The sequence below is a fragment of the Gordonia sp. SMJS1 genome, assembly GCF_029866425.1.
GTDB lineage: Bacteria > Actinomycetota > Actinomycetes > Mycobacteriales > Mycobacteriaceae > Gordonia > Gordonia hongkongensis.
On record NZ_CP123381.1, the window covers coordinates 1,469,213 to 1,493,089 of the forward strand.

The following is a 23,877-nucleotide window of genomic DNA, read 5'->3' on the forward strand; positions in this document are numbered from 1 at the left end:
GACCGACCGGCCTTTCCCTGGATAGCGAGGTGATCTCGTGGTGCTCGACGTGCTCAACTTCGCGGGTATCGCGGTGTTCGCTGCGTCGGGGGCGATGCTCGGGGTCCGCAAGGACTTCGACATGTGGGGGATCATCACCGTCGGCGTGCTCACCGGGGTCGGCGGCGGCGTACTACGCGACGTCCTGCTGGGGATCACCCCGCCCGCGTCGATCAGCGGGTGGGGTCCCATCGTCACCGCGACGGTCGCCGGCCTCGTCGTCTTCTTCTTCCATCCCGCCTTCACGGCACTGCACCGGTCGATACTCGTGCTCGACGCATTCGGGATGGGGCTCTTCGCGGCCACGGGTGCGAGCATCGCCCTCGACGTCGGGGCGAGCCCGTTCGCCGCGACGACCGTCGGGCTCCTCACCGCGGTGGGTGGCGGCGTGCTCCGCGACATGATCTCGAACGAGATCCCGCTCCTCCTTACACCCGCCGACCTCTACGCCGTACCCGCGGTACTCGGTGCCGCCATCGTCGCGGTCGGCGCGACATACACCTCGGCGGCGCACTGGATCTGGCTCGTCGTCGGATCTGTCCTCGCGACCGCGCTGCGCCTGGTGAGCCTCCGGTTCGCGCTGCGGCTCCCGACCGCACGACGCTGACCTTGCCGCAAACCCACCCTTTCTCCGTGAACCCACCCGGTCCGAGCGCGGTGGATCTACGGAAAAGGGGTGGGTTTGCGAGTCACTCGACGCCGCCGAGTCGAAGCGCCTTCTTGATCTGCGCGTAGAAGCGCGCCTTGTCGGCGAGGTCCGGCCATGTCCACCGCACGACGGTGTACCCCTGCGCGCGCAGCCTGTCCTCACGCGCCTTCTCTTCGACCACCGTCTGCCACGCGGGCTCGTCGCCGAGGCCGCCGCTGTACTTGATCATGCCGTCGAATTCGCCTATCACCCTGTTCGCCAGCAGGAAGTCGACGCGAGCGATGAACACGCCGTGGTCGTCGGAGATCTTGACCTGCTGTCGTGGTATCGGCAGGTCGGGGAACTCGAGCATGACTGCGCGACTGAGGGATTCGCCGATGCTCTCCGACGATGCGTTCGCGTGTGCCAGCGCGCGGCGGAGCATCTCGACACCCTTGAATCCTCGGCACGAGTCGAGGATCTGTCTCATCCGGTCCGGATCGGCGTCACGTCGAAGCGCGGCGTCGAGCACCGCAAGGGCCTGCCGGTTGGTTCCCAGTCGGGCGACATCACATGCCGTGCGCTCGATGGATGTCACCGTGACCCCGTCGATGACGTCGATGTCCTGCGGCTTGACGGTGGCCTGATGTCTGACGATGTGCTTGGCCCGTTTTCCAACTTTCGGCGACGTCACATGGACCTGCGACAGGTCGGGCCACAGCATCGGCAACCTGTGCATGGCAGCTGACGAAGTGTGACTGAAGATCCGACCGGGTCGTCCGGCCCTTGCCGCAGCGATGACGGTCAAGCGGTGCTTCTCGACTGCCTGGAGTTCGCTGACCGCGGTGAAGTCAGCCAACGCGCCTGGCCAGAGCCGCACGAGGGTCTTGTTGCCGACCATGTGCTGCAACTGTTCATCACTGATGTGGGTGCCGGCGGTTTCTTTGCGGAGAATCAGGCCATGCGGGTCGGTGGGTAGGTCCATACGAATCAGACGCATGAATGCGCCGTCCGGACCCACGTTCCGACAAACCCACCCCTTTTCCGTAAACCCACCCGGTTAGAGCGTGGTGGGTTTATGGAAAAGAGGTGGGTTTGCGAGGGGGTGGGGTTGGGGGGGGGGGGGGGGGGGGGTTACTGCGCGATGTACTTGTTGACCGCGCGGTTCAGGAAGTTCGGGATGAACTTGGCGGCGTTCTGCAGGAACAGGGTCTGCGCACCGACGGAGTAGCTGGTGCGGTGCAGCAGTTTGTCCTGCCGGGTCGGGTGCACCGACTCCCAGATCTTGTCGGCGACCTGTTCGGGGGTGATCCGGATGCCCAGGGTCTTCGTCGACTTGGCGCCGCCGGTGGCGAGGGCGGTCTTCGCCCACAGGGGCCAGATGCTGACGACGCGGATGTCGTCGTGCTCCCACTCCAGTTCGAGCGCCTCGGTCAGGCCCGCGACGAAGAACTTGGTGGCCGAGTAGACCGCGATGCCGGGCTGGCCGTAGATCGCCGACGCCGATCCGATGTTCACCAGGTGCGCGCCCGGCGTCTTCTTCAGGTACGGGTATGCGGCCTGGGCACCGAGCGCGACGCCGAGGGCGTCGATGTCGATCTGCCGCTTGATCTGGTCCGGCGTGATGTGGTCGATCTGGCCCTCGTGGAGGATGCCGGCATTGTTGTCGAGGACGTCGAGTGTGCCGCCGGTGTGCGAGGTGAACTCGGCGAGAGCATCGGCCCACTGCTCCGGCTCGCGGACGTCGAGGGTGCCGGTGATGAAGTCGGGATGGTCGGCCTTCACCTTCGCCAGCGCGTCCGCATCGACGTCGTAGACGCCGACTGTCCACCCGTCGCGGCCGAAACGCTCCGCGGTGGCGAGACCGATTCCGGCAGCGCCGCCGGTGATGAAGATGGAGGGCATGGAGAACTCCTTGCAACTGAACGGACGGCTTCAACGCCGCTGACCTGCGAGGACGATCCTCGGCGCTGAACTTACCGGTGAGTATATTCGTCGATTCGTTTACTCGGTCGCACGGCGGTGCTATCTTGACAACACGCATTGTCATTACATCGATCATTGTCACGATCGACGACGACCGGGAAGCGAGTTCTTAATGACCGCCGCGATGGAACGATCCGAGAATGTCATCAGTCTCCGGGACCAGGGCACCGAAGAGGTCTCGGCACGGCTGTTGGCGTCGGCCGCCCGGCTGTCGCGCAACGCGATGACCGAGATCGACTGGTCGAAGCCGATGGACCCCACCAAGTACGGGTGCAGTCCGGAATGGTCGTCGCTGTACGGGACAGCGTACTGGGACGAGCTCACCGAGGAACAGCGGATCTCGGTGACGCGCCACGAGTTCGCCTCGATCATGAACATCGGGATCTGGTTCGAGATGATCCTGCAGGAGATGGTCATCCGCGACCAGTACCTCGGCGACTACCACGGTTCGGAATTCCAGTTCGCGCTCACCGAGGTCGCCGACGAGTGCCGACACTCGCTGATGTTCGCCAAGGCGTCGGAGAAGATGGTCGGCACTTCCTACCACCCGTCGAAGAAGGTCTCGCGCCTCGGCAAGATCTTCATGCAGACCGCGAAGAACGAGGTCGCCTACGCCGGCATCCTGGTCGCCGAAGAGGTCCTGGACGTCTTCCAGCGCGGCTGCATGCGCGACGACCGCGTGCTCGACTTCATCCGCACGGTCAACGAGATCCATGTGCTCGAGGAATCGCGCCACATGAAGTTCGCGCGCGAAGAGGTGCGTGACTCGCTGGAGGGCGTCAGCTGGGCGCGCCGACAGTTCAGTGCGTTCGCGGTCGCCGTCGGCGCCTACTTCATCGTGACGAGTCTGGTGCAGCCCAAGGCCTTTGCCGACGCCGGGCTCGACGTCGACCGCGCGGTCCGGGAGATGCGCAGCAACTCGCACTTCCACTCGATGATCCGCAGCAGCTGCACGCACCTCATGGAGTTCCTCGACGAGGTCGGACTCCTGACCAAGCCCGCCATGCGGTACTACCGGAAAGCGCACATGCTCTGATGTTCGTCATCACCCAATCGTGTTGCAGTGACGCAGCATGCGTGGCCGTGTGCCCGGTCAACTGCATCCACCCGACACCGGAGGAGCGCGGCTTCGGCAGCTCCGACATCCTGCACATCGACCCCGAGGCGTGTATCGACTGCGGCGCATGCGCCGACGCCTGCCCCGTCGACGCCATCTACCCGGCGGACAAACTCGGCACCCGGGACAAGGTCTTCATCGACATCAACGCGGACTACTACAAGACCAACCCGGAGGTCCGCTCGGGATGGGCGCCCATCGGTGACGACTCCGCGTCGTCGATCACTTATCCGGACGTGCCGAAACTGCCTGCGGGACTTCGGGTCGCGCTGGTCGGAACGGGTCCCTCCGGTGGGTACGCCCTGCGCACGCTGCTCGACCGCACCGAGGCGCAGGTTACCGTCATCGACAAACTCCCCACTCCCGGTGGGCTCGTGCGCGCCGGTGTCGCCCCGGATCATCCGGGCACCAAGGGCGTGCTGCGCGGATTCGACCTGCTCTACCGCGATCCGCGCGTCACGATGCTGACCAACGTGACCATCGGCGACGGTCCCGACCAGATCACGCCGGCCGAACTGGCCGAGCACTTCGACGCGGTGTTCTACGCGGTCGGAGCGAGTGAGTCGCGGCGCCTGGGTATTCCGGGTGAGGACCTCCCGGGGTCGACGTCGGCCACCGATCTCGTCGCCTGGTACAACGGCGTGCCCGGTGTCGATGCCGGGCCACCGCTGCGCCGCGGAACCGCCGACGACCCGGCGACGGGTCGTGCGGTCGTGGTCGGTACGGGCAACGTCGCCCTCGATGTCGCGCGAATCCTCGTGTCCCCGCCGGATTTGTTGGCCACCACCGACATCGCCGACCGTGCGCTCGAACTGCTCGCCGAGCAGAATGTCCACGAAGTGGTGCTGCTGGGCCGTCGCGACCAAGCGTCCGCGGCCTACACCGCGGCCGAATACCGCGCGCTGTCGGAGATCCCGGGTGTCGAGGTCGAGGTGATCGAGGACGCCGAATGTGCCGATCTCGCCCGGTTCCGTCATCCCGCCGACCCGAAGCGCCGGCGGATCGTGTTCCTGTTCCACAGCAGTCCCGAAGAGATCACCGGTGATTCGCAGGTCGAGTCGATCACGGTGCGCACGGGGGAGGGGCGTCACCACGTCGCCACCGATCTCGTGGTGCGCTCGATCGGCTATCGCTCCACCCCGATCCCGGGTCTCACCTTCGACGACGCGCGCGGCGTCTTCAGCAACGTCGACGGCCGCCTCGTCGACGAGACAGGTGCGATCGTGCCGGGCGGATATGTGCTCGGCTGGGCCAAGCGCGGACCCAGCGGCGGCATCGGCGCCAACAAGATGTGCGCGACGCGGACCGTCGAGGACTTCATCGCCGACGCCGCGGCGGGCCGGCTGCCGCGGACCGAACGCGAGCCCGGAGCCTTCGGTGCGTTGGTGCGCACACGCGTCCGGACGGTGATCGGCTACCGCGGGATGCGGGCCATCGACCGTCGCGAACGGCGTCGCGGCCTCGAACAGGGCCGGCCCCGTGTGAAGTTCACCCAGGTCGCCGAGATGGTGGGCGCCGCGGGATGGCGTCGGACCTGACGGCCACCGCTCCGGTTTCGGGCCGGGGTGCCGCTCTGCCGTGCCACCATCGAGGTTCCGACGCGTCGAGGAGGGCCTGATGACGACCGATTCCGACCAGAAGTGGCGAGAGCGATCATTGTTCCTCGTCTTCCTGTCCGCGCTGGTCACGCAGAACGCCATCGCGATCCCCTACGTACGACAGAACGGGCCGGGGTCGGTCAAGGACTTCTTCGTGGGGGACATCCTGAAGACGACGCCCGGACGGTTCGCGATGGTCGACCTGACGTTCGTCGTCATCGGCTTCCACGTGTGGGCGCTCGCGGAGGCCCGCCGCCTGCGCATCCTGCCGTGGTGGCTGGCGTCGGTCGTGCTGACCTTCGGCGTCGGCATCGCCACCGCGATCCCGTTCTTCTTCCTCGCCCGGGAGCGTGCGCTGGGGTCGCGGTAGCGGCGTCGCGCGCGCCCGCTGGCGCTCTCGCGGGCGGGCCGGGCCGGTGAGAACCAGACAACGTCGCCGTAACACCGAGGCAAGTCGCATTTCATGCGCCTCGCGGATAGTGGCGGCATGTCGAGCACTCCACAATTCCTGCAGGGTGTCTACGCGTTCTCCGGGTCGGGCCTGTCGAAGCCGGGACCGATCGATGCGTCGCTGACCTTCGTCGTCCCGCCCGGGATGACGGCTCAGCCGTTGTACTTTCGCGGCGGCAACAGCTGCGACGAACTCATCTGTGTGACCCTGGTTCGCGACGGCACGCCGATGCGGATGTTCCCGATGGGCGCGAGGTCGTCGGTCAACGTGCCGTTGCGGGTCGTCGAAGACGTGGAACCCGACACCACGCTGGAGCTCCTCCTCGCCGCGCCGGAGGGCGCGAGCGGTGAGGTCGTCGTCGACTTCGGGATGGTCATCTTCTGATGGGGGACGAGCACGTGACGCCGCCGGTTCCCACGCGTCGGTTGGTCGTGGTCGGCAACGGCATGGCCGGCGCGCGCACCGTGGAGGAGATCATCTCCCGCGGCGGCCGGGAACAGTTCGCCATCACCATGATCGGCGACGAGCCGTACGGGAACTACAACCGGATCATGCTCAGCCACGTGCTGGCCGGGGAGACCGCGGTCGACGACGACGACCTCATGCTCAACCCGATGGCGTGGTACCGTGAGAACGACGTCACGCTCCACTCCGGTGATCGCGCCGAGTCGATCGATCGGTTCGCCAAGACGGTGACCTGCGCGAGCGGACGGGTCATCGAATTCGACGTGCTGATCATCGCGACCGGGTCCCACACGTTCTTCCCCAACATGGACGGACTCCGCGAGTCCGACGGCCGGCTCGCACGCGGCGTGTTCGGCTTCCGCACCATCGAGGACACGAACGGCATGCTGCAGATGGCCGAGTCTCGCGACAACGTGCGCGCGGTGGTGATCGGCGGCGGGTTGCTCGGACTCGAAGCCGCCTACGGACTGCAAACCCAGGGTGTGGCCGTCGACGTCGTGCACTCGCCCGGGCACCTGATGAACCAGCAACTCGACGAGCGCGGCGGCAAGGTGCTGCGCAACCAGATCGAGGCGCTGGGGGTCGGTGTCCACACCGGCAAGCGGACGACGGCGGTGTTGCGCAACGACGACGGGACCGTCGCGGGAGTCGGTTTCACCGACGGCGATTCGCTGCCCGCCGACATGATCGTGGTGACGGCCGGCATTCGTCCCAACGTCGAGATCGCCCGCGGCGCAGGTCTGGTCGTCGAGCGCGGCATCGTCGTCGACGACCAGATGCGTTGCGAGGACGAGGCCTTCATCTACGCGGTCGGGGAGTGCGCGCAGCACCGCAGTGAGGTGTACGGTCTCGTCGCACCGCTGTGGGAGCAGGCAGTCGTGCTCGCCGACGTCCTCACCGGCGCGAATCCGGCTGCCGAATACCATGGTTCGCGACTGACCACCAAGTTGAAGGTCGCCGGTGTCGACGTCGCGGCCATGGGGGTCAAGGGACCGGAACGCGAGGACGACGAATTCGTCCAGTTCTACGAACCACGCAACGGCGTCTACAAGAGCGTCGTGGTCCGTGACAACAAGCTAATCGGAGCGATGCTGCTGGGCGACATCTCGAAGGTCAACTTCCTCACGCAGGCCTTCGACGACAAGGTACCGCTTCCCGACGAACGAATCTCGATGCTGTTCGACCTGGGCACCCCCAGCGCCGAGACCGGGGCGGCCGAGCTCGCCGACGACGTGCAGGTGTGCAACTGCAACGGGGTCACCAAGGGCGACATCGTGGCCTGCGTGGCATCGGGATGCACGAGCGTCGGCGAGGTGTGCGCGAAGACCCGCGCCGGCAAGGGATGTGGTTCCTGCAAGGGGCTTGTCGCCGACATCGTCGAACTCGCAGCGGGGGACCAGCTCACCGCCGACGCGTCCGCCGATTGGTACGTCCCGGCCATCCCGCTGACGAAACCCGAACTGATAGATGCCATCCGACGGCAGGACCTGCGGTCGGTCAGCGAGGTGTTCGACAAACTCGCACCCGGCGGCGAGGACGCGACGGCGAAGATGCCGCTCGCCTCGCTGTTGCGGATCATCTGGGGCTCGGAGTGGAAACGCGAACCCGGTGCATTGTTCGTCAACGACCGGGTGCACGCGAACATCCAGCGTGACGGCACCTTCTCGGTGGTGCCCCAGATGAAGGGCGGGGTGACGTCACCCGAGCAGTTGCGCAAGATCGCCGACGTCGCGGAGAAGTACTCGATCCCGATGATCAAGGCGACCGGTGGGCAGCGACTCGATCTGCTCGGCGTGAAGAAGGAAGACCTGCCGAAGGTCTGGGAAGATCTCGGCATGCCGTCGGGGTACGCGTACGGCAAGAGCTTCCGGACGGTCAAAACCTGTGTCGGCACCGACTATTGCCGATTCGGTCTCGGCGACTCGACGCAGCTCGGCATCGACATCGAGACGCGCTACCAGGGTCTGGAGTCGCCGGCGAAGCTCAAGCTCGCGGTGACCGGGTGTCCGCGCAACTGCGCCGAGGCGCTGTGCAAGGACTTCGGCGTGGTCGCGATCGGTGACGGCAAGTGGGAGATCTACGTCGGTGGCGCCGCCGGCGCGCACATCCGCAAGGGCGACCTACTGGCCACCGTGGATTCGGCCGACGAGGTGATCCGGTTGTGCGGCATCTTCATCCAGTACTACCGGGAGCAGGGCAAGTGGCTCGAGCGGACGTACGCATTCGTACCGCGCATCGGCATCGAGGAACTCCGCGCGATCATCGTCGACGACCGTGACGGACTGGTCGCCGGGTTGCAGGAGGGGATCGACGCCGCGGTCGAGGCCTACGTCGATCCCTGGCTGGACCGCGCCGAACCCAAATCGCCCGCGCAGTTCACCTCGGCGCTTCCGCTGCTGCCGCTGCCCCGGGTGCCGGTCCGATGACCAGCGTGTCGGCGGACGCCGGCGTCGTCGTGGGACAAATGGACGACCTGCAGATCGGCGAGAGCCGAGCATATGCGTTGCAAGACAGGCAGATCGCGGTGTTCCGCCTGACCGACGGGACCCTGCGCGCCACCGACGCCGTCTGCCCGCATCGCGGGGGACCGCTCGCCGACGGCCAGTTCGATCTGGGCAAGGTCGTGTGTCCGTTGCACCAGTACGCCTTCGAACTGGCCGATGGCCGATGCACCTCGGACGGTATCGACTCCATCGGCGTCTACCGCGTCGAGGACCGGGACGGGGACATCGTCGTCTGGTTGGGTGCTCCTGCGGGCGTTGGTGACAAACGAATGCTCCCTGAGGTGTGAGGAGCGATAGCGACGAGCCACGAAGGGCCTGGTGAGACACGTTGCGGAGCCCTTCGTGGCTCGCTTCGCTCGCACCTCAGGGAGCATGAGTTCAGTCGCCCAGGAGTGGTCTTTCGTGGCCCACGACGGCCGTCAGGCCGGAGACCCTGATCTGTGAGGAGCGATAGCTACGAGCCACGGGGGGCTGGTGACGGCACTGAAAGTCCTCCTGCACGTTTGTTCACAAAGCCTCGTGTCAATGTCAGCGTGGGCGACCGCCCCTGCGCCCTGCCCGGGCGCGAAGTAGATCGATATCCCCGTCGATCAGTGCCTTCTTCTTCGCACGAGACCAGCCGTGAATTCGTCGCTCGATCGCGTAGGCGTCGTCCAGTGACAGTTCAACCGACCACGCCAGCCTCACCGGCTGGCGGTGAGCAGTGAAACCAACCTGCGCCGAGCTGTGTTGGCGTAACCGATTGTCGAGGTCTCGCGTGCTTCCGACGTAGTACTTCCCGTCCGCGCACTCGAGGATGTATACCCATGCCATCGCAGTATCGTGGAAGATTCTGGCAGCCCGTGGAACGTATGTACCCCTGCCTGTGGAGAGTTCGCGGCAGCTCGCGTCGCCTGGGTACTCCGACTTGCGTTGCCCTTCGTGGCTCGTCGCTTGCGCTCCTCGCACCTCAGGGAGCATGGGGAATCAGTACACGTCCCGCACATAGCGTTTGTCGGCTGCGAGTGCCTTGACGTACGACTCCGCGCTCGCGGGGGAGCGGCGACCGTACTGCGCGACAATGCCTTTCAGTGTCGCGTCGACGTCCTTGGCCATCCGTGTCGCGTCGCCGCAGACGTAGACGTGAGCGCCGTCGTGCAGCCACTGGTAGAGCTCTTCACCGTGTTCGCGCATCCGGTCCTGGACGTAGATCTTGTGATCCTGATCGCGCGAGAACGCGACGTCGAGGCGGGTGAGCAGTCCGTCGCCGAGCATGGTCGTCAACTCGTCGCGATAGTAGAAATCGGTCGCCGAGTACTGCTCGCCGAAGAACAGCCAGTTCTTCCCGGTGTGCCCCAGGGCCTCGCGTTCGCGAAGGAAACCGCGGAACGGGGCGATGCCGGTGCCGGGGCCGATCATGATCATCGGGGTGTCGGGATCGGCCGGCGGCCGGAAGTGGCTCGTGGAGGTGACGAACACGCCGATCTCGTCGTCGGCGCGGTCGGCCAGGAAGGTCGAGCAGACACCACCGCGCGGCGTGCCGAACAGGTTGTAGCGCACGGCCGACACCGTCAGTTGGATCTCGTCAGGACTCTCCAGGGGACTCGATGAGATCGAATACGACCGGGGGACCATCGGTTTGAGGACCTGCATCCACTCCGAGGCGTCGGCGGTGACGGGATGATCGGCCAGGAGATCGACCGACTGTCGCCCCCACGCCCAGTCGTTGAACTGCTGTCTGTTCCCGGATGCGATGAGCGTCTTGAGATCGGCGGAACCGGTACGGTCGGCGACGAAACGGACGAGATCCGGTGTCACACGGGCGAATTCGATGCGGTCGCGCAGGGCGATGTGCAACGCGACCTCATCGCCGCCCACGGTCACCGACGCGTCGGCGTCGAGGCCGGTGCGGTCGAGGAACTCCTCGACGAGCGTCGGGTCGTTGCGCGGCCAGACCCCCAGCGCGTCCCCGGCCTGGTACGACATCGTGCCGGCGGGCAGGTGGAACCCGAAGTTGCGCACGTCCTTACCGGACCCCTCGGAGTTGAGCTTGACGTTCCGCACGAGCGAGGTGAGCAGCGGCTTCTTCCGCGAATAGGCCGGCGCGGAACGTACCGAGGGTGCCGCCGCGGAGTCGGCCGGTTCACTGACCACGGTCACCCGGTCCCCGGTCACCCCCGAGGTGGGTGCCCGGTTCGACATGCTGATCGCCCGGATGACCTCGGTCAGCCAGCCGCCCGCCGTCTCCTCGAAGTCGGGTTCGCAGTCGACGCGCTCGAGCAGGCGACGGCCACCCAGTTCACCGATGCGGGTGTCGAGTTTGCGTCCGTGGCCGCAGAAGTCGTCGTAGTTGGAGTCGCCGAGCGCCAGCACCGCGTAGTCGACACCGGACAGGTCGGGTGCGTCCTCGGAGTTCAGCGCGTCCCAGAACGACGTGCCGTTGTCCGGCGGATCGCCATCCCCGGTGGTCGAGGTGACGAACAGGGCCGTGCCCTTCAATTCGCCGACCTCGACATCGTCCATCGACCGGGCGTCGACCCGGAGGCCGCTGGCCTTGACGCGCTCGGCGGCCTCTGCGGCGAGCTCCTCGGCGTTGCCCATCTGCGAGGCCCAGAGCACCGTCACCGTGTCGGTGTCCGGTTCCGACGACGATGAGTCGGACCGGGGGACAGCGGGATCGGGTGCGGCGGCCGCGCGGGAGTACAGACCGGCGAGAACACCCGACACCCAGACGCGGAGCTCGGCACCCAGCGGCGCATCGGCCGGGAGCACCGGACTGCCCGCGGGCGAGTCGCCCACGCCGGCCACCAGACCGGCCAGGTAGAGGCGCTCGGCGGGGGTCATCGCAGGCGCCTCGACACCCGAGACCCCCAGTGCGACCCCGAGTTCCGTCGAACCCGCGGCGACGACCGGCGCATCGTCGACGTCACCGCGCGAACCGGGCACCCGGATCAGGGTCACCGCACACACTTTCAGCTCCGGTTGCTGCGACAACGGATCCACCGCGTCGGAGGTGACGGCATTGATCGCCAGGTGTTCGCCGAAGACGTCGTTCCAGTGGAACGGCACGAAGCAGTTGCCGGGTCGCACGCGGTCGGAGATCCGCGCCGGCAACACCGCCCGGCCGCGACGGGACGCCACCTCGACCTTGTCCGCGGCGGTGATGCCCAGCCGGTCGGCATCGTCGGGATGTATCTCGACGAAGGGCTCCGGGTTGAGTTTGTTGAGCTTGGCCACCCGGCCGGTCTTGGTCATGGTGTGCCACTGATGGGGCAACCGGCCCGTGTTCAGCAGGAAGGGGTAGTCGTCGTCGGGCATCTCGGCCGGGTCGAGGTGGGGACGGGCGAAGAACTGGGCGCGGCGGCTGGGGGTGGCGAACGCGAGGCGCGGCGTCGACCCGTCGTCGAGGCGGTGGAGCGTCTGACTGCGACCGTCGTTGAGATACCGGATCGGGTTGCGGGCACCGGTGTCCACCGGATCGGGCTCGCCGTCTTCGGCCGGCGGGCACGGCCATTGCATCGGCGTGCGGCGGAGCCGGTCGTAGGTCACCCCGCGCAAGTCGTAGCCGGTGTTCGGGTTCGCGAACCGTTTGATCTCCTCGAACACCTCCTCGGCGCTCGCATAGTCGAAGGCGTCGGCGTACCCCATCTCGGCGGCGATGCGCGCGATGAGCTGCCAGTCCGGGATCGCCTGTCCGGGGGCATCGAGCGCGGGTTCGAACAGGGTGAGGTTGCGTTCGGAGTTGACCATCACACCGGTCGACTCCGACCACAGCGTCGCGGGCAGCACCACGTCGGCGTACTGGTTGGTCTCGGTGTCGACGAAGGTGTCCTGGGTGATCACGAGCTCGGCGCGTTCGAGTCCCTCGATGACGGTCTTGCGATTCGCCACCGAGGCAACGGGATTGGTGCAGATGATCCAGCATGCCTTGATCTCGCCATCGGCCATCCGACGGAACATGTCGATGGTGCCGCCGCCCACGTCGGTGCGCAGGGTCCCGGCCGGAACACCCCAGACGCCCTCCACGTACTCACGGTCCGCCGCGGACACGACCGCGCGCTGGCCGGGCAGGCCCGGGCCCATGTAACCCATCTCGCGTCCGCCCATGGCGTTCGGCTGCCCGGTCAGTGAGAACGGTCCGCTGCCGAGCCGGCAGATCGCGCCGGTGGCGAGGTGGAGGTTGACGAGCGCGTTGGTGTTCCAGGTCCCGTGGGTGGACTGGTTGAGGCCCATCGTCCAGCAACTCATCCAGTTGTTTGCGTTCCCGATGAGTTCGGCCGCGGCCCGCAGGTCCGACGCCGCGATCCCGGTGATCGATTCGACGACGTCCGGCGGGTACTGGGCGGCGAAGTCGGGGATCTGGTCGAAGCCGTCGGTGAACGACTCGATGAACTCGGTGTCGGTGTGGCCGTTCTCGATGAGCAGGTGCAGCAGGCCGTTGAGGAAGGCGAGGTCGGTCCCCGATCGGATCTGCAGGAACAAGTCCGCTTTCTCGGCCGTCGCCGTGCGTCGAGGATCGACGACGATCAGCTTCGCCCCGGCCTTGACCCGATCCATCATGCGCAGGAACAGGATCGGGTGACAGTCGGCCATGTTGGCGCCGATCACCAGGAAGACGTCGGCGTGGTCGAAGTCCTGATACGACCCGGGCGGCCCGTCGGAGCCGAGCGACAGTTTGTATCCGGTCCCGGCGCTCGCCATGCACAGTCGCGAGTTCGACTCGATCTGATTGGTGCGCAGGAATCCCTTGGCCAGTTTGTTCGCCAGGTACTGCGCCTCCAGCGACATCTGGCCCGACACATACAGGGCCACCGCGTCGGGCCCGTGCTCGTCGACGATGTCGCGCAGGCGTCGCGCGGTGTCGGTGACGACGGCGTCGAGTTCGGCGGGCCGGAGCTGGCCGCCCCGGTCGTCTCGGACCAGCGCGGTGGACAGGCGCCCGCCGGCGGCGAGCATGTCCGCGGTGGTGGACCCCTTGGTGCACAGTCGCCCGAAGTTCGTCGGATGATCGGGCCGGCCGATCGTCTTGGTGACGCGGTCGGAATCGTCGTCGAGCTTCATCTCCATGCCGCAACCGACACCGCAATAGGCGCACAGCGACATCACCGATCGGGACATGACAGATCGAGTCGGGGCAGACAGGGTCACGGGTTCCAGCGTCGGAGGTCGATGTTTCGCGACCCGAAGCCTGGCGTTACGCATCCATCAACTTGACCTCACAGAACTCGGCCCCAGATGTGAAAGGCCGCCGGAACCGCAGGTGAACGCCGATTCCGTCACTTGAACGGGTGGGTTTCGGCGTTGCTCAGCCGGATCTCAGCCGGGGCGGATAAGACTGTAGCCATGCGCATCCTCGTGGTCGATGACGATCGGGCCGTCCGGGAGTCGTTGCGACGGTCGCTCACCTTCAACGGCTACAGCGTCGAGACCGCGGGCGACGGCATCGAGGCACTCGAGAAGATCCTGGCCGACCGGCCCGACGTGGCGATCCTCGACGTGATGATGCCCAGGCTCGACGGCCTCGAGGTGTGCCGCCGGCTCCGCTCTGCCGGTGACGACCTCCCCATCCTGGTGCTGACCGCTCGCGACTCGGTGTCCGAGCGGGTGTCGGGCCTCGACGCCGGAGCCGACGACTACCTGCCCAAGCCGTTCGCCCTCGAGGAACTCCTCGCCCGGTTGCGGGCGCTGTTGCGCCGTGCCTCGCCGGACGAGGACGCGGATTCGGAGACCCTGACGTTCGCGGATCTGTCGCTCGATCCCGTCACCCGCGACGTCACCCGCGGCGAGCGCTCGATCAGTCTGACGCGCACCGAGTTCGCCCTGCTCGAGATGCTCATGGCCAATCCGCGCCGGGTGTTGTCGCGCAGCCGCATCCTCGAAGAGGTCTGGGGCTACGACTTCCCGACGTCGGGTAATGCGCTCGAGGTGTACGTCGGCTATCTCCGGCGCAAGACCGAGGCCGACGGCGAACCCCGACTGATCCACACCGTGCGCGGGGTCGGGTACGTCCTGCGGGAGACGCCGCCCTAGTGATCGGCAAGTCGTCGAACTCGACGTCGCGACACCCGAAGACCCGGGATCTCCTCCGCGACCGCCTCACCCGGGCGATCACGGGGCACACCACCGGTGTCGGGTCGGACGAGAAGGAGATGCGGGCGCCGATGCCGCTGATGCGCGCCGTGTCGCTGCGTACCCGCGTGACGATCCTGTCGGCGACCGTCGTGCTGGTCTCGGTGAGTCTGATGGCCGCGGCCGCGTATTTCGTCGTGTATCGCGCGATGTACAACGATGTCGACCAGCAGCTCGAGAGTCGCGCCGACGGGATGGCCGCGCTCGCCCGCGCGGGGGTCCTGCGTACGCAGCCCGAGCAGCTGGTGGCCGGAACGGTGTTCTCCACCAACATCTCCATCGCGCTGGTGACCCCCAGCGGCGAGACGTATCTCATCGGTCAGGTGCCGTTCGACGACGTCGAACGCGGCATCGTCCGGTCGCCGTCCGTACCCGGTTCCACGCAGCAGAGCCTGCGCACCACGCGCAATCAGCGTGTCCTGACCCGCAAACTCGACGACGGCAACACCCTCGTGCTCGCACAGAGCCTCATCCAGACCGACCGGGTGCTCAAGCGTCTGGCCTGGGTGCTCTTCGTCGTCGGTTGCGGCGGGGTCGCCCTCGCCGCCCTGGCCGGGACGACGGTGGCGCGAGCCGGGTTGCGGCCGGTCTCGCGTCTCAACCGCGCCGTGGAGCGGGTCGCGCGGACCAACGACCTGACGCCCATCCCGGTGACCGGCAACGACGAACTCGCCAAGCTCACGGTCAGTTTCAACGCCATGCTGCGCGCCCTCGACGAGTCCCGGGATCGGCAGGCACGTCTGGTCGCCGACGCCGGACACGAACTGCGGACCCCGTTGACCTCGTTGCGGACCAATCTGGAGTTGCTGATCGCCGCGAGTCGTCCCGGGGCGCGGGCGGTACCGGAGGAGGACATGGTCGATCTCCGTGCCGACGTGATGGCGCAGATCGAGGAATTGTCCACGCTCGTGGGCGATCTCGTCGACCTCGCCCGCGAGGACGCGCCGGAGGTGGTCTACGAGGAGGTCGATCTCGCCGAGATCGTGGAGCAGGCCCTCGAACGAGTTCGACGCCGCCGCAACGACGTCGAGTTCGAGGTGGACGTCGCCCCGTGGTTCGTGTTCGGCGAGGCACATGGACTGTCGCGGGCGGTGCTGAACGTGCTCGACAACGCGGCGAAGTGGAGTCCCCCGGGCCGTACGGTGCGCGTCGGCCTGACCCAGGTCGGGATGTCGACCGCGGAGCTCACCGTCGCCGATGCCGGTCCCGGAATCCCCGAGGAGGACCGAGGTCTCGTCTTCGAGCGGTTCTATCGGTCGACGCAGTCGCGGTCGATGCCGGGATCGGGTCTGGGACTGGCGATCGTACGTCAGGTGGTCGAACGACACGGCGGCACCGTGGTCGCCGACACGTCGCCGCTCGGGGGAGCGCTGATCCGGATGACCCTGCCGGGCCGGGCAACTGCGGCGGAACCATCCCCGCAGGTGATTCGTCAGTAGAGGAGAAGCGGGTGGCGCCGGGCCGACGACTCGGTTGTCGACGACTGCGAACAGCCTTGAACTCGCCCGGTGTGACCTGGTCTCGGATCACCTAGGGTTGACCGAAGGCGCAGTTCGGGTACGACGATGCCGAGGTGTTGCGGTCCCGGCCCGGCCACTGACAGAAAGCACCGGCGCATGGCCGGGCCGACGAGGAAGAGACGAAGATGACGACTGGCGGTTCGCACGGTGACAGCTCCTACGGGGGCGGTCAGCACGGCGGTGGTCAACACGGTGGGGGCCAGCCGGGCGGGGGCCACCACGCGGCGTCCGGCAACGAGGCGCCGCGACAGGGCGGTCCGTTCGGTCCGCCGTCGGGCTCCTTCCCCGCACCGGGCGGCCAGGGCTACCCGGGTGCCAACGCACCGACATCGTCGTACGGCAGGCCCGGGACGAGTCCGTTCCCGCCCCAGGGCAACTTCGGTCCGGGTCCCTCGTACGGACAGTCGGGACAGCCGCCGTTCGGCTCCCAGCCCGGCTTCGGGAACCAGGGCCCGGACGGCCCCTCGGCCGCACCCGCCAAGAAGAAGAGTGGCGGACGCCTCGTGGCGCTGGGGGTGGCCGGACTCGTCCTGGCGTTGGTCGCGGGCGGTGTGGGTGGCGTGGCCGGATACAACCTCGCCGAGTCCGACGGTGGTTCCAGTTCCAGCAACGGTCCGCTGGGCGGCGATCCCGGCAACGACAACACGACGCCGGTCGCCGCGCCGGCCGGTTCCGTGCAGGAGGTCGCGGCCCGGGTCACCCCGTCGGTGGTCTCCATCGAGGTCGCGTCCGGCGGGGCCATGGGTTCCGGCTCGGGCGTCGTCCTCAGCGAGGACGGCGTCATCATGACGAACAACCACGTCGTCAGCGCCGGCGGCGACGGCCCGGCGTCGAGGGTCGCGGTCAACTTCGCCGACGGTTCGCGGGCCGAGGCCCGTGTCCTGGGCGCTGACCCGATCTCCGACATCGCGGTCATCAAGGTCGACCGCGACGACGTCACACCGATCACCGTCGGCAACTCGAACAACCTGGCCGTCGGGCAGGACGTGATAGCGATCGGTTCACCGCTGGGGCTCGCGGGCACCGTCACCACCGGCATCATCAGCGCGCTCAACCGTCCCGTGCTGACCTCGCGTGACCCCGGGACCAACACCACCTCGGTCATCGACGCCATCCAGACGGACGCGGCGATCAACCCGGGCAACTCCGGCGGTGCCCTGGTGAACGCCCGGGGCGCGCTGATCGGGATCAACACCGCGATCGCCACCCTCGGTGGGGGTGAACAACAGGCCGGTGGCAGCATCGGACTCGGGTTCGCGATCCCGATCGATCAGGCCATCCGGGTGGCCCGGGAGCTCGAGGCCACCGGCAAGGCCAGCCACGCCAACATCGGTGTGTCGGTACGGCCGAGCGGCGCGTCCGACGCACCCGGGGCCGTCGTCACCGCGGTGACGCCCGGCGGTCCGGCCGCGAACGCGGGCATCCCCGAGGACGCGGTCATCACGAAGGTCGACGACCGCGTCATCGCCTCCGGGGACGCCCTCGTCGCCGCGGTCCGATCGCACGCCCCGGGCGACACGGTCACCGTGACGTACCTGGACAACGGCGCCACCAAGACCGCCCAGGTGAAGCTCGGCACGCTCGAGGCCGGCTGACCGCCCACCACAACTGCATCGAGGAGGCTGTTCCGGCGCCCACCGCGGGCGCCGGCACAGCGCAGCACGAACGACCGTTTCGACGGTTCCACCCATCAAGAAAGGGCCTGTCATGTCCGACGCTGCTCCGCGCAACCCGGGTACCACCGCCGTCTCCGCCGAGACCGATCTCGACGAGAATTCATTGGACGTCCGCCTCGCGGGCGGGCCGGGTCCGGTCGACCCCGCCGACGTGGTCGCGGCCGACGCCGCGGCACGGGAGTTCGTCGCGCGCCACGAACAGGCCGCTCACCGCCCGCAGGGCGAGGAGATCGGTCGTGCGCTGGTCGTCGTCGTCGACGACGAGGCGGCCCACGGCGAGGACCAGCGCCTGCTCGGGCCGCTCGTGAGTGAACTGCTGGCCGAGGCGGGGTTCCACGTCGACGCCGCCGTGGTCGTCTCCGGGGACGAGGTGGAGATCCGCAATGCGCTCAACACCGCGGTGATCGGCGGAGTGGACCTCGTGGTCTCGGTGGGCGGCGTCGGCGTCGGCGCCCGGGATGTGACGCCCGAGGCCACCGAACCCCTTCTGGATCGGCGTCTGCGGGGTATAGAAGAGGCCGTCCGCAGCTCCGGGCTGGCGGCGGGAGCCACCGACGGCGGACTTTCGCGCGGGCTGGCTGGAATCTCCGGACAGACACTCGTGGTGAACCTGGCCAACTCGCGGGCCGCGGTGCGCGACGGCATGGCGACTGCCGCTCCCCTCGCCAAGTACGTGATCGAGTCGATCAGCGAGTTCTGAGCCGACCGATCCGCAAGCTCCTCCGCAGCCTGCAAATATGTTCAGCAATCCAAAGAAAACTCCTGGTTAACAGGGTTTCAGACCGCTTTCGATTGGACGTCCAGACCGGTGGCAACAGAGTCCCCAGGACCCCAAAAATCCTCGATGAGCAGCGATGATGACGCCGCGCAGCACCGAGCTGCGCGGCGTCGTCGTCTCGATGCGGTGTTCGGAAACACCCTTCCTGAACTGACTTCAGACGAGAGTGACGAACATCACACAGGCCGCTCTAAGGATTGGTACGAGGCGCAGCGGCCACCGCATCACGGGTGATTTCGCTCTTTACGCACGTAGTCACATCAGCGTGTTTTCCTGTCGTTAACTTTCGCCGTTCTATCGTTGGCGAATCCGAGATTCACGCTGGTGCGTGTCCTGTTCGTGACACGGCCGAGTCCTCCTGTTGCTCGACTTGAGACCGCTCCGATAACGTTCGGCTCGACGACACACCGGTCCCCAGAGTTGGGGACCGGGGGGAGTCCTGCGATCTGTCGCGAGTGACGACGCAGCAGTGACCAGGAATTCGATGGATTCTTAACGACGGCTAAGACATGCGTAAGAGCAGGCTTAGTGGTAACTGTGTGGGAGCCCATCGAACGTCGTGGGTCATGACTTGCGGGTGTGAGTGCATTCCGCGGGGTAACAGCCGAATCCTGTGAGAGGGAACGAATGAGCAAGTTCAGCAAGCTTGGGCTGCGCCGCGCCGCGGGCGCGGTCGCGATCGCCTCGGCCGCGGTCGTGGGCCTGGCGGGTGCGGGTGCCGGTGAGGCGGCCGCTGGAAAGCTGGCCGATGGTTACAAGAAGGCCGTCGGCATCGATGGTGAGTCGATCCAGACGTGGCGCACCGGCGAGTTCGCGCTGCCTGCCCCCTCGGTAGCCAACAACGGTGCGGGTCGCTCCGGCGTTGTTTCCGGTGTCTACCAGGCCCAGGCGAGTGAAGGCGTCGAAGGCAACCTCGCGGTCAAGCTGCTGGTGGGTTGCCAGGTCGATATCGGTGACGTCGAGCTGGGTGCCGCGATCGCGTTCGATCTCGAGTCCGTGTCTGTCGACGGCGCCTTCTCGATCGGACTGAAGCCGGGCCAGGTCGCGGTCGTCAACGTGACTGACAAAGATTTCTCGGACGCGGGTAAGGCGGCTGTCCAGCTTTCCCGGTTCGAGGTCAGTGTGCAAAAGTGCGGCGGTTTCGCCTCGGCACGCACCGCAGTCAAGGTCATCGGCGCCAAGGGCTTCAGCACCGACGACGGCACGGTCAGCGGTGAGGGTACCCTCATTCAGTCCACCCTGTACGGCCAGCCCTTCAGTCTCAACTGACCGGCGCAGATAAATAAGCAGTTCCTGACTTATCTGCCCTGAGCAGATGATATTCCACGAAGGGGAATCATGAAGAAGAACATCACGCGTCGCGTGGTTGCGGCGGCCGGTCTCACCGGTGCCGTCGCGATGGGCCTGACCAGCCTGGCGGCCGGCGGGGCCACCGCCGGTCCGCTGCCCGGCGGCACGGTCACCCGTACCCTGGTTGACGGGACCCCCGTCACCGTTCAACTGTTCGACGAATTCGTCAATGTTCAGCGTGCGATCAGCAACGTGCAGACCAGCCGAGAAGTTTGGCTGTCGGGCAAGGTTCGGGTGACTGTTGGAGGCAAGGCTGAGGGCGGTTCGATCGCAGCTGGTTACCTCGTTGGTTGCCAGGTGAACTTCGGTGGAGTCGATCCCGAGGCTGGCGCTGGGGTCGAGGTAACAGAGGATGGGCCGAGTCCGAGTGCTGAGCTCGGAACAACCTTCTCGCTCGGACCCGGCGAAGCGAACTATGTGCCGATCATCTCGGAAACCTCCGGCGACGACACTTCCTACAAGGACTACGAAGTCAGTGACTACTCCTTCAAGGGACAGAAGGGCGGCGTCGCCTACAGTCAGGAGAAGTTCGGACTCGACGGTTGCGCTGGCTACGCTTCGGCCAAGGCCAAGATCAAGGTGACCGTCAGCACCGACGCGGTCAAGGGCGTCATCACCCTGTACGGCAAGCCGTTCAGCATCGGCTGATCGACTCCACTACCACGCCGCGGGGCGGGAATCCGAATGGATTCCCGCCCCGCGGTCGTTGTTGTGGGGTCGGTTCGGTGTCGCTGTGAGTCTCCTGTAACCGGCTGTCTCGCAGTGAAATCCATCAGTACTCGGTCGTAGTCTCGGTGCCGGCGGTGCCCATCCCGCCGGTGAGGAGCCATCGACATGTCCACCGCCACCGAACCGAGACCGGTTGACGATCCGAGCGCGGGCGACGTGGGGCCATGCGTCCCGACGCGGGAGTCCCGTCCGGCGACTCTCACCGTGTCGGCTACCATCCGCCGCTTTGCGCCCTTGGCCGCCGGACTGCGATGGCGTCTCGCGGTCGCTGTCATCTGCCACCTCGTGCAGGTCGGCACCACGGTGGTCACCGTCGCGCTCTTCGCGCACATCGTCGACGACGTGCTGGTGACCGGCGATCTGAGCGCGCTGTCCAGCCCGATGATGATCTGGGTGGGTGTCTCCCTTCTCGGCGCCGTGTCGTCGTATGCGGGCGGGATCCTGACCGCAGGAGTGACCGAGACGGTACTGCTGCGTCTCCGGGGTCAGCTGTACGCGCACATCCAGCGACTCGCGCCGCACACGCGGGACCGGTTCGGTGACGGAGACCTGGTGTCGCGCACCACCGCCGACGTCGAGGCGGTCGACAGTCTCGTGTCGTCGGGTGTGGTCTCCGGCGTCGTAGCCACCGTGAGCCTCCTCGTCTACGGTGGCGCCGCCTTCGCGACCAACTGGCAGTTGGCCCTTGTCGCCGCCGTTCTCGCGCCGCTGCTCTGGGTGACGGCCCGCCGATTCGGCGCTGTGGTCAAACGTGCGTCGCGTCGCGAGCGGCAAGCTGCCGGCCGAATCGCTGCACTGGTCGCCGAGGGGATCGGCAACATGGTGGCGTTGCAGGCCGACAACCAGACCTCGCACCACCGAGCCCGGGTCCTGGAGCAGAACCGCCGATGGCGGGAGGCCCGGATGTCGGAGTCCCGCGCCGGGGCGGCGTTCGCCGAGGCGGTCACGGTCGCCGAAGTGCTCTGCATGATCGTCGTCATCGCGTTCGGGGCGTGGCTCATCGCCGGCGGTGATGCGCAACTGGGCACGCTCATCGCCCTGACCGGATATCTCGGGTACCTCTATCCGCAGATCCAGACGCTCGGCGGTCTGCTCGTCGAGGTCACGTCCGCGACCGCGAGCGCCGAACGGGTGGCCGAGGTCCTCGACGCGCCGGCGGGTGTCGCCGAACCGATTGCGCCCGAATCGATTGCGCCCGAACCAGCGGCCATCGACCCGATTCCCGGGCATCGTTCGGTCGTGCCCGCCTCGGTGAGTCTGTCGTTGACCGGGGTCTCCTTCGCATACCCGGACCACGGGTCCCGAGTCCTCGAGGACGCCCACCTGGAGATCCGTGCGGGCGAGACAGTGGCGGTCACGGGTCCCAGTGGGGCCGGCAAGAGCACCCTGACCCGTCTGCTGCTGCGTCTGTACGACCCCGACGCGGGGTCGATCCGGCTGAACGGCACCGACATTCGCCACCTCGACGTGAGCGATCTGAGAGAGCACCTGTCGGTGCTTCATCAACGGCCGGCGTTGATGCGTGGCACGATCGCGGACAACATCCGTTTCGGCTGCACCGCGGCGACCAGAGCGGACATCGTAGCTGCCGCGCGGGCCGCAGGTGCCGCCGAATTCATCTCGCGGATGAACGGCGGCCTCGACGCCGAGGTCGTCGAACGTGGGGAGAACCTGTCCGGTGGTCAGCAGCAGCGAATCGCGCTGGCGCGCACGGTCCTTCGGAACCGCCCGGTACTCGTCCTCGACGAACCGACAACAGGTCTCGACGACGAGACCGTCAGCGGGATCCTCGAACCACTCGCCAGGGTCGCGTCACTGCGGACCACTATCCTCATCACCCATGATCCGCGTGTGCTCGAGCTCGCCGACCGGACAGTCGAATTGCGCGACGGACGGTTCGCCGATGCGGCTCCGGTGGCGCCGCGGTCAGGCGAGGGCGCGCTCGTAGAACGACCACGAACGGTGCAGCTGGTCCTGCCAGTACAGCCATGAATGGGTTCCCGCCGGCGGGAGGTCCACCGTCGCCGGGATGTTCAACTGCCCGAGACGATTCAGGAGCTGGACGGTGCAGCCCAGGGTGGCGCCCTCGATGACTCCGCCCACGGCGATCTGGTCGGCCAGGGTGTCCAGGTCCTTCACGTAGCGAGGATTGTCGTACTGCCCGGGCAGACCGCCGGCGTTCGAGATGTAGAGCTTCTGGCCACGCAGCTTGGCGGCGTTGACCACGGGATCGTGGGCGCGCCAACCGGAGCCGCCGTACGGACCCCACATGTTGGTGGCGTCGCCGTCCCCGCGAATCTCCACGACGAGTCGGATGTACTCCTGACCGAACGGGTCGGACGTCGTCGGACAGCCGCTGTAGGAGCCGACGGCCTGGTAGAGATCGGGATGCTCGATGGCGAGATTCAGCACCGACGTCGCCGACGAGGAGATCCCGCCGATGGCGTTGCGCCCGGAGGTGTTGTAGGTGGCATCGACGACCGCGGGGAGTTCCTTGCCCAGGAAGGTCGACCACTTGTGCACGCCGAGAACCGGATCGGGCTTCTGCCAGTCGGTGTAGTAGCTGTACTGGCCGGCGTTGGGGATGACCACGTAGAGGTTCTTGTTGCGCGTGAAGTCGACGATGTCGGTCTTCTCCAGCCAGTTGGCGCGATCCTCGCCGCCGCCGGCACCGTTGAGGAGGTAGAGCACCCCGCGCGGCTTGGACTCGTCGGCCGGCTTGATCACGGTCAGCGGTACATCACGGTTCATCGCGTCGGAATGCACGACGATGTCGGTCACGCGCCCGGGCGATCCGGCGTCGACGAGTCGTGGTGCGGCGCTCGCCCCGCCGGTCATCGGAGCGACGAGCGAGATGCTGAGCGCGACCGCCGCTGCCATCCCGAGCTTGCGCAAACCTCTGTACACGTTTCCTCCTGATCGGGAGAC

General features: G+C 67.0%; 19 protein-coding genes. 14 read left to right on the forward strand and 5 right to left on the reverse strand.

From position 1 onward, the window contains the following. The first annotated feature begins 37 nt into the window (after positions 1 to 37). Positions 38 to 646: a TRIC cation channel family protein gene (locus QAD21_RS06695; RefSeq protein WP_065630225.1), complete on the forward strand. Its 609-nt coding sequence runs from the start codon at positions 38 to 40 to the stop codon at positions 644 to 646. Between the two features lie 82 nt (positions 647 to 728). On the opposite strand, the gene QAD21_RS06700 is transcribed toward QAD21_RS06695, so the two are convergent. Beyond that, on the reverse strand, positions 729 to 1,667 hold the full coding sequence (locus QAD21_RS06700; RefSeq protein WP_280360928.1) for a hypothetical protein: 939 nt from the start codon (positions 1,665 to 1,667) through the stop codon (positions 729 to 731). A gap of 134 nt (positions 1,668 to 1,801) precedes the next feature. Continuing rightward, positions 1,802 to 2,572: an SDR family oxidoreductase gene (locus tag QAD21_RS06705; RefSeq protein ID WP_280360930.1), complete on the reverse strand. Its 771-nt coding sequence runs from the start codon at positions 2,570 to 2,572 to the stop codon at positions 1,802 to 1,804. A gap of 193 nt (positions 2,573 to 2,765) precedes the next feature. Between QAD21_RS06705 and QAD21_RS06710 the strand changes: the two genes are divergently transcribed. The 6 genes from QAD21_RS06710 to QAD21_RS06735 all read left to right on the forward strand — a co-directional run bounded on the left by QAD21_RS06710 (position 2,766) and on the right by QAD21_RS06735 (position 9,075). Continuing rightward, a complete protein-coding gene (locus tag QAD21_RS06710; RefSeq protein ID WP_280360931.1) occupies positions 2,766 to 3,689 on the forward strand; it encodes a diiron oxygenase in 924 nt (307 codons plus the stop codon). Further along, positions 3,689 to 5,308, forward strand: coding sequence for an FAD-dependent oxidoreductase (locus QAD21_RS06715; RefSeq protein ID WP_159370347.1), 1,620 nt, complete (start codon positions 3,689 to 3,691; stop codon positions 5,306 to 5,308). The genes QAD21_RS06710 and QAD21_RS06715 overlap by 1 nt, the downstream gene beginning before the upstream one ends. Before the next feature lie 79 nt (positions 5,309 to 5,387). Further along, entirely contained in the window at positions 5,388 to 5,738 is a 351-nt protein-coding gene (locus QAD21_RS06720) for a DUF2834 domain-containing protein (protein WP_065630220.1), read from the forward strand. Between the two features lie 117 nt (positions 5,739 to 5,855). Next, complete coding sequence (locus QAD21_RS06725) at positions 5,856 to 6,203, forward strand: molybdopterin oxidoreductase (RefSeq protein WP_065630247.1); 348 nt, start codon at positions 5,856 to 5,858, stop codon at positions 6,201 to 6,203. Then, a complete protein-coding gene (nirB, locus tag QAD21_RS06730) occupies positions 6,203 to 8,710 on the forward strand; it encodes a nitrite reductase large subunit NirB (protein WP_280360935.1) in 2,508 nt (835 codons plus the stop codon). The genes QAD21_RS06725 and nirB overlap by 1 nt, the downstream gene beginning before the upstream one ends. After that, a complete protein-coding gene (locus QAD21_RS06735; protein ID WP_068970435.1) occupies positions 8,707 to 9,075 on the forward strand; it encodes a Rieske (2Fe-2S) protein in 369 nt (122 codons plus the stop codon). Before nirB ends, QAD21_RS06735 begins: the two co-directional genes overlap by 4 nt. Before the next feature lie 241 nt (positions 9,076 to 9,316). Here the strand turns inward: QAD21_RS06735 and QAD21_RS06740 are convergent, their stop codons facing one another. Continuing rightward, positions 9,317 to 9,601 (reverse strand): GIY-YIG nuclease family protein, encoded by a 285-nt coding sequence (locus QAD21_RS06740; RefSeq protein WP_065630217.1) that lies wholly within the window; start codon positions 9,599 to 9,601, stop codon positions 9,317 to 9,319. A 153-nt stretch (positions 9,602 to 9,754) separates the two neighbouring features. Next, entirely contained in the window at positions 9,755 to 13,870 is a 4,116-nt protein-coding gene (locus QAD21_RS06745; RefSeq protein ID WP_280361628.1) for a bifunctional nitrate reductase/sulfite reductase flavoprotein subunit alpha, read from the reverse strand. A gap of 240 nt (positions 13,871 to 14,110) precedes the next feature. Between QAD21_RS06745 and QAD21_RS06750 the strand changes: the two genes are divergently transcribed. From QAD21_RS06750 to QAD21_RS06780, 7 genes are all read left to right on the forward strand, one after another. Beyond that, positions 14,111 to 14,797 (forward strand): response regulator transcription factor, encoded by a 687-nt coding sequence (locus QAD21_RS06750; RefSeq protein ID WP_058251501.1) that lies wholly within the window; start codon positions 14,111 to 14,113, stop codon positions 14,795 to 14,797. Further along, positions 14,797 to 16,335, forward strand: coding sequence for a HAMP domain-containing sensor histidine kinase (locus tag QAD21_RS06755; RefSeq protein WP_065630214.1), 1,539 nt, complete (start codon positions 14,797 to 14,799; stop codon positions 16,333 to 16,335). The genes QAD21_RS06750 and QAD21_RS06755 overlap by 1 nt, the downstream gene beginning before the upstream one ends. Before the next feature lie 206 nt (positions 16,336 to 16,541). After that, positions 16,542 to 18,011, forward strand: a complete 1,470-nt coding sequence (locus QAD21_RS06760) for a trypsin-like peptidase domain-containing protein (RefSeq protein ID WP_280360937.1) — start codon at positions 16,542 to 16,544, stop codon at positions 18,009 to 18,011. Between the two features lie 112 nt (positions 18,012 to 18,123). Then, positions 18,124 to 18,792 (forward strand): molybdenum cofactor synthesis domain-containing protein, encoded by a 669-nt coding sequence (locus tag QAD21_RS06765; protein ID WP_058251498.1) that lies wholly within the window; start codon positions 18,124 to 18,126, stop codon positions 18,790 to 18,792. A gap of 705 nt (positions 18,793 to 19,497) precedes the next feature. Continuing rightward, the gene (locus QAD21_RS06770) at positions 19,498 to 20,139 is read left to right on the forward strand and encodes an MspA family porin (RefSeq protein ID WP_280360939.1); all 642 of its coding nucleotides are present in this window, start codon (positions 19,498 to 19,500) and stop codon (positions 20,137 to 20,139) included. A 69-nt stretch (positions 20,140 to 20,208) separates the two neighbouring features. Next, the gene (locus tag QAD21_RS06775) at positions 20,209 to 20,868 is read left to right on the forward strand and encodes an MspA family porin (protein WP_280360941.1); all 660 of its coding nucleotides are present in this window, start codon (positions 20,209 to 20,211) and stop codon (positions 20,866 to 20,868) included. Positions 20,869 to 21,054: 186 nt separating this feature from the next. Then, positions 21,055 to 22,941 carry an ABC transporter ATP-binding protein gene (locus tag QAD21_RS06780; protein WP_280360943.1) on the forward strand — a complete coding sequence of 629 codons (1,887 nt, stop codon included), beginning with the start codon at positions 21,055 to 21,057 and terminating at the stop codon, positions 22,939 to 22,941. On the opposite strand, the gene QAD21_RS06785 is transcribed toward QAD21_RS06780, so the two are convergent. Next, positions 22,876 to 23,856 (reverse strand): alpha/beta hydrolase family protein, encoded by a 981-nt coding sequence (locus tag QAD21_RS06785; protein ID WP_280360945.1) that lies wholly within the window; start codon positions 23,854 to 23,856, stop codon positions 22,876 to 22,878. The two genes, QAD21_RS06780 and QAD21_RS06785, sit on opposite strands and share 66 nt — an antisense overlap. Positions 23,857 to 23,877: the final 21 nt, after the last annotated feature.

Excerpts from the sequence above, each read along its gene's own strand:
- QAD21_RS06700 (WP_280360928.1), bottom strand. The coding sequence starts at position 1,667 with ATGCGTCTGATTCGTATGGACCTACCCACCGACCCGCATGGCCTGATT.
- QAD21_RS06705 (WP_280360930.1), bottom strand. The coding sequence starts at position 2,572 with ATGCCCTCCATCTTCATCACCGGCGGCGCTGCCGGAATCGGTCTCGCC.
- QAD21_RS06710 (WP_280360931.1), top strand. The coding sequence starts at position 2,766 with ATGACCGCCGCGATGGAACGATCCGAGAATGTCATCAGTCTCCGGGAC.
- QAD21_RS06715 (WP_159370347.1), top strand. The coding sequence starts at position 3,689 with ATGTTCGTCATCACCCAATCGTGTTGCAGTGACGCAGCATGCGTGGCC.
- QAD21_RS06720 (WP_065630220.1), top strand. The coding sequence starts at position 5,388 with ATGACGACCGATTCCGACCAGAAGTGGCGAGAGCGATCATTGTTCCTC.
- QAD21_RS06725 (WP_065630247.1), top strand. The coding sequence starts at position 5,856 with ATGTCGAGCACTCCACAATTCCTGCAGGGTGTCTACGCGTTCTCCGGG.
- nirB (WP_280360935.1), top strand. The coding sequence starts at position 6,203 with ATGGGGGACGAGCACGTGACGCCGCCGGTTCCCACGCGTCGGTTGGTC.
- QAD21_RS06735 (WP_068970435.1), top strand. The coding sequence starts at position 8,707 with ATGACCAGCGTGTCGGCGGACGCCGGCGTCGTCGTGGGACAAATGGAC.
- QAD21_RS06740 (WP_065630217.1), bottom strand. The coding sequence starts at position 9,601 with ATGGCATGGGTATACATCCTCGAGTGCGCGGACGGGAAGTACTACGTC.
- QAD21_RS06745 (WP_280361628.1), bottom strand. The coding sequence starts at position 13,870 with ATGTCGCTGTGCGCCTATTGCGGTGTCGGTTGCGGCATGGAGATGAAG.
- QAD21_RS06750 (WP_058251501.1), top strand. The coding sequence starts at position 14,111 with ATGCGCATCCTCGTGGTCGATGACGATCGGGCCGTCCGGGAGTCGTTG.
- QAD21_RS06760 (WP_280360937.1), top strand. The coding sequence starts at position 16,542 with ATGACGACTGGCGGTTCGCACGGTGACAGCTCCTACGGGGGCGGTCAG.
- QAD21_RS06765 (WP_058251498.1), top strand. The coding sequence starts at position 18,124 with ATGTCCGACGCTGCTCCGCGCAACCCGGGTACCACCGCCGTCTCCGCC.
- QAD21_RS06770 (WP_280360939.1), top strand. The coding sequence starts at position 19,498 with ATGAGCAAGTTCAGCAAGCTTGGGCTGCGCCGCGCCGCGGGCGCGGTC.
- QAD21_RS06775 (WP_280360941.1), top strand. The coding sequence starts at position 20,209 with ATGAAGAAGAACATCACGCGTCGCGTGGTTGCGGCGGCCGGTCTCACC.
- QAD21_RS06780 (WP_280360943.1), top strand. The coding sequence starts at position 21,055 with ATGTCCACCGCCACCGAACCGAGACCGGTTGACGATCCGAGCGCGGGC.